The sequence below is a fragment of the Desulfotalea psychrophila LSv54 genome (assembly GCF_000025945.1).
In the GTDB taxonomy this organism is placed as follows: Bacteria; Desulfobacterota; Desulfobulbia; order Desulfobulbales; family Desulfocapsaceae; genus Desulfotalea; species Desulfotalea psychrophila.
Map to the genome: position 1 here is coordinate 2810616 of NC_006138.1, position 12978 is coordinate 2823593.

The following is a 12978-nucleotide window of genomic DNA, read 5'->3' on the forward strand; positions in this document are numbered from 1 at the left end:
ATCGTCATAAATAAATTAAAAAACTTCCTTAATATTTAACCATGACTAAGGTATTCACACTATGAGAAGCCACCATGGGGACGTTTCAGAGATAGCCTCCGATATGAACAGTGCCAGAATCATATGCCTCGCAATCGGGGCTGCTCCTTATAAGAATTACCGTTTCAAACCAACCCACAGCAAGATTAGCAAAAGTCTCAACCAGGATAAGCCCAATGAATATACTCTTTGACCTCGACGGAACCCTTACCGATTCCAGTGACGGAATTACCCGCTGCATCCAACACGCCCTCACAGAACTTGGCCATCCTGCCCCTCCCAAGGAGGAGCTGTTTGCCTGTATTGGCCCACCACTCATCCACAGTTTTCTCAATCGACTGGGAGTAAAGGAGGAGAAGGATGCCCTACGCGCCGTAGCGATCTACCGGGAACGCTATACAAGAATCGGTTGCTTTGAAAACAGACTCTATCCAAATATTGAAGAGATCCTTGAAGAGCTCAAATCTGCGGGGCACCAACTCTTTGTGGCAACGGCTAAGCCGCAACCACAGGTAGCCCCGATCCTTGACCATTTCCAGATTATCTCTTTTTTTAGCGGAATCTACGGCGCTCACCCCGATGGCAGACATACAGACAAGACAGAGCTCATCGCCTCCATAATAGAGAGAGAGCAGATCGACCCAAAAAATACGGTGATGATCGGAGACAGGGAGTACGATATGCTTGGGGCAAGAAATAATAGGGTGGGAGCAATTGGAGCCAACTACGGCTACGGCTCCGCCCAAGAGCTGAAGAAATCCGGGGCCCAATACCTGGTGGAGAATGCCGGCGACATCCCCGCCTGCATCGCCGGATTGAACCTGCCCCTCTGATAATTTTCAAGCCTCCTCCACCTAAGGGTGGAGGCGAGCCCGGAAATGGCCGGGGCGGATTCGCCCCGGGGATCTCCAAGCCACACCCAACCTATCATCCCCAGACCCGCCAAGACGCCTAATACGAAAAACAGCTAAACCACTAAATCTACACCTTTTTCATGGACAGAAGAAACCTTCCTGTGATACCATCTTTACGACAGGCAGCTCCATCTATTTCCATCAAGACCGGGTGCTCTTTCGCCTGCCTCAAACCAGCGATAAGGAGAAAGTATGAAGGATGTAGAGAGACGAGGACGGAGAAAGGTCTATGCCACCAAGAGTGCCCTGGCGGGCCTGCTGGCCCTGAGCATGGGAGCAACCAACGCCTGGGCAGGAGTTACCATCGGAGAGGGAGGAGCGGGGAGATGGGATGAGCCATTTTATTATGCCCTCGCCACCGCCCCGGCGACAACGAGAACTGCCATCACTCATGGCAAGCCAGGAGCCCCTAATATAAAAAAGATGGCTGGTTCCGAGCCATTTCTCACCGGGATAAGAGTTGAGAGTGGTAGCCTCGACAATGAGGGAGAGATCAGGCTCTACTTCAGGAATGAAAAGGGATCTATCAGCCTCATTGGCATTATAGGCGACACCAGCCGGAACGGGGCAGACGTTGAGCTGGGGGCCGAGGGCGGCACGGCCACCTCCGCCACCGTCAAAGCCAAATCCTTCGCCTACACCTACGCCTGCGGCATACAGGGTGAGGTGGGGGACAATGAGGGCAAGATAAACATCACCGCTCAGAGCGGCACCGCCGAAGCCAACGCCGCCAAAGCCAAAACCTCCGCCTACGCCCACGCCCACGCCCACGCCTACGGAATAAGGGGTAGGGTAGGAGACAATATTGGTCACATAGAGCTCAAAGCCCTAGGCGGCAAGGCCACCGCCAAGACTACCGGCACCGCCTACGCCAATGCCTCCGCCTACGCCTACGGCATAGTGAGTAATGTGACAAACAATAGTGGGGAGATGGAGCTCAGGGCTCAGGGCGGCACCACCAACGCCACCGCCCTCGCCAAAGCCTCCGCCTACGCCCACGCCCGTGCCCACGGAATAATGCATGGGGTGGGAAGCAATGAGGGCAAAATGACCATCACCGCTCAAGGCGGTGAGGCCGAAGCTACCGCCGCCGAAACCAACGGTCGTGTCGGCGCCACCGCCGGCGCCATCGGCATATCAGGTACGGTGGGAAACAATGAGGGCAAGATGACCATCAGAGCTACGGGCGGCAAGACCAACGGTCACGGCTACAGCTCCTCCTACGCCTACGCCGCCGGCATAAATGGTAAGGTAGGAGACAATATTGGTCATATGGAAATCAGGGCTGAGGGCGGCACGGCCACCGCCAAAGCTACCGGCACCGCCGACGCCCTGGCCTACGCCCTATCCTCCGCCCACGGCATAAAGGGTAATGTGGCAAACAATAATGGGGAAATGGAGATCAGGGCTGAGGGCGGCAAGGCCACCGCCAAGACTACCGCCAACGCGACCACCCTCGCCCTCGCCAACACCAACGCCACAGCCTACGGCATAGAGGGTCAGGTGGGAAGCAATAAGGGCAAGATGACCATCATTGCTCAGAGCGGTAAGGCCGAAGCCACCGCCGCCAAAGCCGAAGCCTATGCCTACGCCCACGCCTGCGGCATAAAGGGTGGGGTGGGAAGCAGTAGTGGTAATATTACTGTTAGGGCAACGGGTGGTAGCGCCATTGCTACCTCCACTGCGACTGCCATTGCTAATGCCAAAGCCTATGGTATGCAGAGTTCGGTTGCAGATTTAGTAAATACGGGGGCCATAGAGGTGGTGGCACGGGCGGGACGATATTCCACCGACGGTGGAACAACCTATCACAGTGATTCCGCTACCGCCTATGGGGTCTATTTTAATGGATTGGAGGAAAGCTCTCTTGATTCCCGTGCTCTTATTTCAGTGAGCGCCCTGCCGGCACAGGATGAGGCGGGTAAGGCAATAGCCTTAGGCACTGACAAGACTCTCCAGGCCCATCAGGTCTATAGCGGGGGAGACCTAACCATAAAGGGCTATGCCATGAAGTTTAATAACCAGGAGCAGGTTACTGCTGATTATAAAGGGACTATTGGCGTTGCCGATGGCAAAAGAGTCACCTTTGCCCCCGATGCACAAGTCTATGCCTTCATCGATAATGATTTTGGCACGGTGCCCAATTACAGCATACCTATGTTGGTTGAGGGGGAAACGCGTAACTACAATCAATTCTCCGTGGCCCAGCTTGTCGTCAGTAGCCCGGACTATAGTATATCTTTGCTTGACGGCAATGGCGGAACACTTCAGCAACTGGCCATCGCCTACGTCCCCAAAGTTTCCACCCCCCTGGTCACGGCCCAGGTCAACCAAAAGATGCTGACCAGTGGCACCACCATTGTAGAAAAGAGCTCTTTATCGCCTATGCTTGCCATGATGGAGAGGAGTAATCCTCGCGCTTCGGCCTACGACGGTGTTCTTCTGGCCAGCACATCACCTATCCTGACTGTCCCTGATATGGAGATTTTACCCCAAAAAAGGGGCTGGGCCTTTGCCATGCCCTATTATAGTAATGTGAGTAATAACGCCTCGCCCATGGGCTATGATGCCGATATTTATGGAGCCACAGCTGGATATAACCACTGGATAGATTCTGATCTCATCCTCGGTTTTCATGCTGGTTATGGTTCCGGTGATATTAATTATACGGGCAAGGGCTATGAGCAGAAGAAGGAGAATCTTAAGGCTGGATCCCTCGGGGTGCAAAGCCTGTATCGTTTTGCTGATGACTGGTTGTTACAGAGCATAGCCTCCTTTTATTATAGCAGTAACGATTATAGCGATAATAACCCGCTCAACCGGGAGCAGGGCGACTACCATGGCTACGGGGTGAATGCCAAGCTTGACCTTGACTATGTCTTCAGTTTTATCAATAACCGCCTGATACCCAGTGTGGGGCTGCGCTATCTCTGGCAGCACGTCGATAGCTATACCGCTTATAATCTGGACAACGCCGATGTGAACTACGGTGATATGGATGAGAATCAGCTCTATGCCAGCCTGGGCCTTGATTGGTACGGTGATTACCAGACGGAATCAAATTGGCAGATAGTGCCCAGTCTCGGCCTGGGCATCGAGCAGGCCCTCACCGATAACGAATTTGGCAACAGCATGGGAGTGGGAAGTGTCATCATTCCGGTGACAAACTCAATGGATAAGACCTCTGTCTCCGCCCGGGCCTCCATTGAGTTTGTTAAGGATTCCTATGCGCTGAGCGCTGGATATGCTGGAGCCTATTCGAGTGACACCAAGAACAGCTCCTTCTATCTGCAGATGAAGTATTTCTTTTAAAAAATGCCCGGGAAAGATTCTCCCCGGGCATCTCCAAGCCACACCCAACCTGTCATCCCCAGACCCGCCAAGACTCCTGATGCGAGAAACAGCTAAGCCATTAGATCTCCACATTTTTTTGTAGACAACAGAAACCTTCCTATGATACCATCTTTACGACAGGCAGCGCCATCGCTCCATCTATTTCCATCAAGACCGGCTGCTCTTTCGCCTGCCCCCAAGCCACCGACGAGGAGAACTATGAAGGATGCAGAGAAGCGAGACGGCAGAAAAGTCTATGCCACCAGGAGTGCCCTGGCGGGCCTGCTCGCCCTGAGCATGGGAGCAACCAACGCCTGGGCGGGTGTCACTTTCGCCGAGAAAGGAGGAGACGGGACAGATAAAAATCCATTTTACTATGCCCTCGCCACCGGCACAGCGATAAATACGACCCCAATCAAGCATGGCACACCAGCAGGCCCCATGACAAGGAATGGCGGTGATATTTTCATTTACGGAATAAAGATCACGGGTGGCAACCTCGACAATAAGGGAGAGATCAGGATCCACTCCAAAAATGACACGGGTTCGACCAATCTCCTTGCTATTAAGAGCACTGGTGATGCCAGTAGCACAATTCAGAACGAGGCGAACATTGAACTGGAGGCCAAGGGCGGTTCCTCCACCTCCTCCTCCAGCGCCTACACCTTCGGCATAATGGGTGAGATAACAAGGAATGAGGGCAATATGACCATCAGATCTACGGGCGGCACGCTCACCGCCGCCTCCGCTGAGGCCTCTGCCGAAGCCGGCGCTGCCGGCATAGGCAGCTATGGTGATCTCTACAATCAGGGGCGGATAGAGGTGGTGGCCCAGGCAGGCCGATACTCCGCCGACGGTGGGGCAACCTATCAGAGTGATTCCGCTACGGCCTTGGGTATTCTTTTTGCAAGGGAAGGAACCCTTGATTCCCGTGCTCCCATCGCTGTTCAGGCCAGAGGGGCAACGAATACAGCGGACAGTGAGAGATCCATTTTCAGCGGCACAGAGGAACTGAAAAGTGGAAAATTCCTTCGGGCCTATCAAGTGCTCACCTATAGTGCATTGACAATCAAAGGTTACTCCATGGTCTTTAACAACCAGGAGGAGGTGGACGAGCACTATCGGGGAGCCATCGGCACAATAGGCGACGGTACGGCAACATTTGCCCCCGATGCCGTCCTCTATGTCTTCACCGACAATAACTTTGCCAAGGCAACAACTTACAAAATCCCCACCCTGGTGGAAGATGCGGCCATCAGCGATCAATTTACCTCGGCCCAACTGGCCCTGACCAGTCCCGACTACAGGGCCAACCTGGTGGATGGAGATGGCAAAAAACTCCAGCAACTGGCCATCGCCTACGCCCCCGAGGTTTCCACTCCCCTGGTCTCAGCACAGGTCAATCAAAAGATACTGGCCAGTGGCACCACCATTGTAAGGGCGAGCTCGTTATCGCCTATGCTTGCCAAGATGGAGAGGAGTAATCCTCGCGCTTCGGCCTACGATGGTGTTCTTCTTGCCAGCACATCACCTGTCCTGGCTGTCCCTGATATGGAGATTTTACCCCAAAAAAGGGGCTGGGCCTTTGCCATGCCCTATTATAGTAATGTGAGTAACAACGCCTCGCCCATGGGCTATGATGCCGATATTTATGGGGCCACGGCTGGATATAACCACTGGATAGACTCTGATCTCATCCTCGGTTTTCATGCTGGTTATGGTTCCGGTGATATTAATTATACGGGCAAGGGCTATGAGCAGAAGAAGGAGAATCTTAAGGCTGGATCCCTCGGGGTGCAAAGCCTGTATCGTTTTGCTGATGACTGGTTGTTACAGAGCATAGCCTCCTTTTATTATAGCAGTAACGATTATAGCGATAATAACCCGCTCAACCGGGAGCAGGGCGACTACCATGGCTACGGGGTGAATGCCAATCTTGACCTTGACTATGTCTTTAGTTTTACCAATAATCGCCTGGTACCCAGTGTAGGCCTGCGCTATCTCTGGCAGCACGTCGATAGCTATACCGCTTATAATCTGGACAACGCCGATGTGAACTACGGTGATATGGATGAGAATCAGCTCTATGCCAACCTGGGCCTTGATTGGTACGGTGATTATCGCACGGAATCGAATTGGCAGATAGTGCCAAGTTTGGGCTTGGGAGTTGAGCAGGCACTCACCGATAACGAATTTGGCAACAGCATGGGAGTGGGCAGTATCATCATTCCGGTGACAAACTCAATGGATAAGACCTCTGTCTCCGCCCGGGCCTCCATTGAGTTTGTTAAGGATTCCTATGCGCTGAGCGCTGGATATGCTGGAGCCTATTCGAGTGACACCAAGAACAGCTCCTTCTATCTGCAGATGAAGTATTTCTTTTAAAAAATGCCCGGGGATCCTCCACGCCCCGGCCATCGCCCCTCCCCCTGCCTGCCATCCCAGGACCGCCAGGAACCCTTATGCCCAGGAAAAGCAACTAACTCACCAAGTCTTCAGATTTTTTTTAGACAACAGCCCTCCCCCTGTGATACCATTTTCATGACAGGCAGCACCATCATTCCATCTATTTCCATCAAGACCGGCTGCTCTTTCGCCTGCCGCAAACCAGCGATAAGGAGAACTATGAAGGATGTAGAGAGACGAGGACGGAGAAAGGTCTATGCCGCCAAGAGTGCCCTGGCGGGCCTGCTCGCCCTGAGCATGGGAACAACGAACGTCTGGGCAGGAGTTACCATCGGAGAGGGAGGATCGGGATACTGGAACAATCCATATTTCTATGCCCTCGCCAACGGCGAGACGGCGACAAATACGACTCCAATCAAACATGGCGAGTCAACAGGCCCCATCATAGATAAACTGATGGCCGACAAGGGCTATCTCAGCGGGATAATGGTTGGGAGTGGCAGCCTCAACAATGAGGGAGAGATCCACCTCTACTTCAAGAATGAAACGGGGGATGTCCGCCTCTATGGCATTGAAGGCGACACCAGCCGGAACGGGGCGGACATTGAGCTGAGGGCCGAGGTCGGCACGGCCACCTCCACCCCCGCTAAAGCCTCCGCCTTCGCCTACGGCATACAGGGTGAGGTGGGAAGCAATGAGGGCAAGATGATCATCAAAGTTGAGGGCGGCACGGCCAGCTCCGCCTCCACCTACGCCCACGCCTACGCCTACGCCTACGCCTACGCCTACGGCATAAGGGGTGAGGTAGGAGACAATATTGGTCATATGACGATCAAGGCTGAGGGCGGCAAGGTCACCTCCAACGCTACCGGCACCGCCTACGCCACCGCCTACGCCAAAGCCTACGGCATATGGGGTAATGTGACAAACAATAGTGGGGCGATGGAGATCAGAGCTCAGGGCAGCAAGGCCACCTCCAAGGCTACCGACAACGCCTTCGCAGACACCAGCGCCGTCGCCTACGCCATACGGGGTACGGTGGGAAGCAATGAGGGCAAGATGAGCATCACCGCTCAGGGCGGTGAGGACGAAGCCACCAGCACCGCCCAGGCCTACGCCCAGGCCTACGACCAGGCCTACGGTATATGGAGTGGAGTAAAAAGCAATATTGGGAAGATGGGAATCAAGGCTCAGGGCGGCACGGCCACCTCCAACGCTACCAACATCGCCTACGCCTACACCCCCGCCTCTGCCTACGGCATAAAGGGTGGGGTGGGAAACAATAGTGGGGAGATGGAGATCAGTGCTCAAGGCGGCACGGCCACCTCCACCACCGTCACCGCCAAAGCCAAATCCTTCGCCCACGCCTACGCCAAGACCTACGGCATAGAGGGTGAGGTAGGAGACAATAGGGGAAAGATGGAGATCGGGGCTGAGGGAGGCACGGCCTCCGCCTACTCCTGGACCGACGCCGAAGCCAACGCCATCGTCTCCGCCCACGGCATAGAGGGCAAGGTGGGAAAAAATAGTGGGGAGATGAAGATCAGGGCTCAAGGTGGCAGGGCCACCGCCGAAGCCACCGTTAAAGCCTTGGCCACAGCCAGCGCCGACGCCTTGGGCATAAGGGGTCAGGTTGGGAAAAATAGTAAGGAGATGAAGGTCAAGGCCACGGGCGGCACCGCCAAGACCACCACCAATGCCACCACCGCTAGTGCCTCCGCCAACGCCTACGCCCGCGCCTCTGCTTCCGCCCACGGCATATTTGGTGGGATGGGAGGCAATAGTGGTAATATGACCATCAGATCCCTGGGCGGCAAGGCCACCGCCTACGATACCGCCTTCGCCAACGCCATGGTCGACGCCATCGCCTACGGCATACGAGGGCAGGTGAGAAGCAATGAGGGCAAGATGGAGATCGAAACCCAGGGCGGCACCGCCGAGGCCACCGCCGCCAAAGCCACAACCTCTGCCAACGCTTGGGCCTACGGCATAGAGGGTGAGGTGGGAGACAATGATGGCAAGCTGGAGATCAGAGCTCAGAGCGGTGAGGCCAACGCCAACGCTACTGGCACCGGCACCGCCGACGCCTGGGCCGACGCCTACGGCATAAGGGGTACAGTGGGAAGCAATGGCGGCAAGATGACTATCACTGCTCAGAGTGACACCGCCACCGCCACTACCGCTGCCAAAGCCAAAACCTCCGCCTACGCCCAGGCCTACGGCATAGAGGGCAGGATAGGAGACAATATTGGTCATATGGTGATCAAGGCTCAGGGCGGCAAGGCCACCTCCAAGACTACCGGCACCGCCTGGGCCTGGGCCTGGGCCGACGCCTATGGCATAGATGGTGGGGTGGGAAGCAATGAGGGTAAGATGACCATCAGGGCTCAGGGCGGTGAGGCCGAAGCCACCGCCGCCGACGCCAATGCCTACACCATCGCCGCCGCCCACGGCATAGAGGGCAAAGTGGAAAAAAATAGTGGGGAGATGGAGATCAGGGCTCAGGGTGGCACCACCAACGCCACCACCACCACCAACGCCAAAGCCTCCGCCGACGCCAGCGCCCGGGCCTTCGGCATAGAGGGTCAGGTGGGAAGCAATGAGGGCAATATGAACATCGGGGCTCAGGGCGGTGAGGCCGAAGCCACTGCTGCTGAAACCACCGCCTACGGCAACGCCGACGCCCGGGCCAAGGCCTACGCCACCGCCTCCGCCTACGGCATAATTGGTGGGGTGGGAAGCAATGAGGGCAAGATGACCATCACGGCCACAGGCGGCAAGGCCAACGGTCACAGCTACATCTCCTCCTACGCCTTCGCCTCCGGCATAGAGGGTGATGTGGGAAAAAATAGTGGGGAAATGGAGATCAGGGCTGAGGGCGGCACGGCCACCACCACCGGCACCGGCACCACCAAGGCCTATGCAAGGGCCATTGGCATAGGCAGCTCTGCTGATCTCTACAATGAGGGGCAGCTAGAGGTGATGGCCCGGGCGGGACGATATTCCACCGATGGCGGAACAACGTATCAGAGTGATTCTGCCAGGGCCGTGGGTATTTCTTTTTCAGGGGAGGCAGAACTTGACTCCCGTGCTCTTATTTCAGTGAGCGCCCTGCCGGCACAGGATGAGGCGGGTAAGGCAATAGCCTTAGGCACTGGCAAGACTCTCCACGCCTATCAAGTCTATAGCGGGGAAGACTTAAGCATAAAGGGCTATGCCATGAAGTTTAATAATCAGGCGCAGGTTACTGCTGATTATAAGGGAACTATTGGCGTTGCCGAGGGCAAAAGAGTCACCTTTGCCCCCGATGCACAAGTCTATGCCTTCACCGATAATGATTTTGGCAAGGTGCCCAATTACAGCATACCTATGTTGGTTGAGGGGGAGACTCGCAGATATAATCAATTCTCCGCGGCCCAGCTTGTCGTCAGTAGCCCGGACTATAGTATATCTTTGCTTGACAGTAATGGCGGAACACTTCAAAGGCTGGCCATAAAGTATACTCCCGAGGTTTCCACTCCTCTGGTCTCAGCACAGGTCAATCAAAAGATGCTGGCCAGTGGCACCACCATTGTAACGAACAACTCTTTATCGCCTATGCTTGCCATGATGGACAGGAGCAATCCTCAAACTTCGGCCTACGACGGTGTTCTTCTTGCCAGCACATCACCTGTCCTGGCTGTCCCTGATATGGAGATTTTACCCCAAAAAAGGGGCTGGGCCTTTGCCATGCCCTATTATAGTAATGTGAGTAACAATGCCTCGCCCATGGGCTATGATGCCGATATTTATGGGGCCACGGCTGGATATAACCACTGGATAGACTCTGATCTCATCCTTGGTTTTCATGCTGGTTATGGTTCCGGTGATATTAATTATACGGGCAAGGGCTATGAGCAGAAGAAGGAGAATCTTAAGGCTGGATCCCTCGGGGTGCAAAGCCTGTATCGTTTTGCTGATGACTGGTTGTTACAGAGCATAGCCTCCTTTTATTATAGCAGTAACGATTATAGCGATAATAACCCGCTCAACCGGGAGCAGGGCGACTACCATGGCTACGGGGTGAATGCCAATCTTGACCTTGACTATGTCTTTAGTTTTACCAATAATCGTCTGGTACCCAGTGTAGGCCTGCGCTATCTCTGGCAGCACGTCGATAGCTATACCGCTTATAATCTGGACAACGCCGACATTCACTACGGTGATATGGATGAAAATCAGCTCTATGCCAACCTGGGTCTTGATTGGTACGGTGATTACCAAACGGAATCAAATTGGCAGATAGTGCCCAGTCTCGGCCTGGGCATCGAGCAGGCCCTCACCGATAACAAATTTGGCAACAGCATGGGAGTGGGCAGTATCATCATTCCGGTGACAAACTCAATGGATAAGACCTCTGTCTCCGCCCGGGCCTCCATTGAGTTTGTTAAGGATTCCTATGCGCTGAGCGCTGGATATGCTGGAGCCTATTCGAATGACACCAAGAACAGCTCCTTCTATCTGCAGATGAAGTATTTCTTTTAAAAAGGGCCAGCTTAAGGATTGGTTGCTCCGGTGATTATCAGACGAAATCACCGGAAGCGCTTCTACTTAAGCTTGAGCAGACTCGGTTCATAGTCTGTAGGTGGATTAAAGCCCAGAAGCAGACAGAGGGTGGCCGCCACATTGGCAAGGCCTCGCTCTGCCAGATCGGTCAGGACAAAATCGTTTTGGCCACTGAAATCCTTAATAATGCAGGGTACGGGATTAAGGGTATGGGCCACCATGGGCAATCGTTTTCCACCCTTTTCCGTCCACATGCAATCGGCATTTCCATGATCGGCGCTGATCACGACAATACCACCTGCTTTTTCCACCGCCGGTAACAGACGGGCAAGACAGAGATCCACCGCCTCAACAGCAATTTCCACGGCCAGGGGAACACCGGTGTGACCCACCATGTCGGCATTAGGATAATTGAGGCGAATAAATTTCCGTTCGCCTGCCTCTATCTGTTCAATGACCTTATCTGTTATCTCGGCAGCCTTCATCCAAGGACGTTGATCAAAGGTCACCCTATCGGAGAGAACCTCTTCATAAAGCTCCAGCCCCTCATCAATATAACCGGATTTATTACCATTCCAAAAATAGGTCATATGGCCGAACTTCTGGGTCTCAGAGATAGCATAGGAGGTCACCCCTGAAGCACAGAGATAATCACCCAGAGTGGCATCTATCAGGGGGGGCTCCACCAAATAATTGCGAGGGATATGGGCATCACCATCGTACTCCATTATTCCCGCGTAGAAGACATCCGGCCTGCGGACACGATCAAACTCCTGAAAGACCTCTTCATCAAAGGCCCGAGAAATCTCAATGGCCCGATCACCCCGAAAATTAAAGCAGACAACAGCATCACCATCTTCAATGGTACCTACAGGGGTCTCCCCTTCTACCACAACAAAGGCTGCCATATACTGATCAGTCATGGTAGAATCTTCTCTATAAAATGTCTCTACCGCCTCCGAGGCCGACGAGAAAAAACGCCCCTCGCCAAGCACGTGGGCACGCCAGCCACGCTCGACCACGGACCAATCTGCCTTATACCTATCCATGGTGGTCACCATTCGACCGCCGCCCGAGGCAATACGGTAATCCCTCCCCGAAACGGAGAGCGCCCGTAGTCTTTCTTCAAGTGGACGAATATAGTCCAGGGCGCTTTTTTGGGCGACATCACGACCATCAAGGAGGGCATGAACCCGAACCCGCTCTATTCCCGCCTCTGCACAGGCATCCAGTAGTTGAAAGAGTTGGCTTATATTGCTATGCACATTGCCATCGGAGACAAGACCGATAAAATGAACGGTGCCAGCCGACTCACCACATTCAACGATTTTTTGCCAAGCTGCACCGCTAAAGACATCCCCCCTGCTCAAGGCCTCATCAATAAGCTTTGCCCCCTGGACAAAAATCCTGCCAGCCCCCAGGGCATTGTGACCTACCTCTGAGTTCCCCATATCTGCATCGCTAGGCAGACCAACCGCTGTACCATGGGCCTTCAGGCTGGTGAAGAGTTTTTCCTGAAAGAGGCCATCAAGTGTCGGGGTATGAGCCGCATAAACACCATTCTGCTCTCCATCTTCACCAAGCCCCAAACCGTCCATAACAACCATGACGATAGGACCTGAAATTACTTTATAATTTTCAAGAGGGCTCAACTGTGTTACTGTCATTTATGGTTTCCTTTTGGTCGCTAAAGTTTTAAGCTATCATTATTTCTGATGGCAACGTGGATATTATTTTGATT

General features: G+C 54.0%; 5 protein-coding genes. 4 read left to right on the forward strand and 1 reads right to left on the reverse strand.

Annotation, left to right across the window (positions count from 1 at the left end; all coding sequences use genetic code 11):
- Positions 1–215 precede the first annotated feature (215 nt).
- The 4 genes from DP_RS12485 (at position 216) to DP_RS18860 (ending at position 11216) form a co-directional block, all read left to right on the forward strand.
- Entirely contained in the window at positions 216–872 is a 657-nt protein-coding gene (locus tag DP_RS12485; protein ID WP_011189709.1) for an HAD-IA family hydrolase, read from the forward strand.
- Positions 873–1145: 273 nt separating this feature from the next.
- Positions 1146–4265 (forward strand): autotransporter family protein, encoded by a 3120-nt coding sequence (locus tag DP_RS18855; protein ID WP_011189710.1) that lies wholly within the window; start codon positions 1146–1148, stop codon positions 4263–4265.
- Between the two features lie 240 nt (positions 4266–4505).
- Positions 4506–6671, forward strand: a complete 2166-nt coding sequence (locus DP_RS12495; RefSeq protein WP_041277985.1) for an autotransporter family protein — start codon at positions 4506–4508, stop codon at positions 6669–6671.
- Between the two features lie 240 nt (positions 6672–6911).
- On the forward strand, positions 6912–11216 hold the full coding sequence (locus DP_RS18860; protein ID WP_049785105.1) for an autotransporter outer membrane beta-barrel domain-containing protein: 4305 nt from the start codon (positions 6912–6914) through the stop codon (positions 11214–11216).
- 62 nt (positions 11217–11278) lie between these two features.
- On the opposite strand, the gene gpmI is transcribed toward DP_RS18860, so the two are convergent.
- Positions 11279–12904, reverse strand: coding sequence for a 2,3-bisphosphoglycerate-independent phosphoglycerate mutase (gene gpmI, locus DP_RS12515; RefSeq protein WP_011189713.1), 1626 nt, complete (start codon positions 12902–12904; stop codon positions 11279–11281).
- Between the last annotated feature and the right edge of the window lie 74 nt (positions 12905–12978).

Coding starts and splice junctions, on each gene's coding strand:
- DP_RS18855 (WP_011189710.1), top strand. CDS start 1,146: ATGAAGGATGTAGAGAGACGAGGACGGAGAAAGGTCTATGCCACCAAG.
- DP_RS18860 (WP_049785105.1), top strand. CDS start 6,912: ATGAAGGATGTAGAGAGACGAGGACGGAGAAAGGTCTATGCCGCCAAG.
- DP_RS12495 (WP_041277985.1), top strand. CDS start 4,506: ATGAAGGATGCAGAGAAGCGAGACGGCAGAAAAGTCTATGCCACCAGG.
- DP_RS12485 (WP_011189709.1), top strand. CDS start 216: ATGAATATACTCTTTGACCTCGACGGAACCCTTACCGATTCCAGTGAC.
- gpmI (WP_011189713.1), bottom strand. CDS start 12,904: ATGACAGTAACACAGTTGAGCCCTCTTGAAAATTATAAAGTAATTTCA.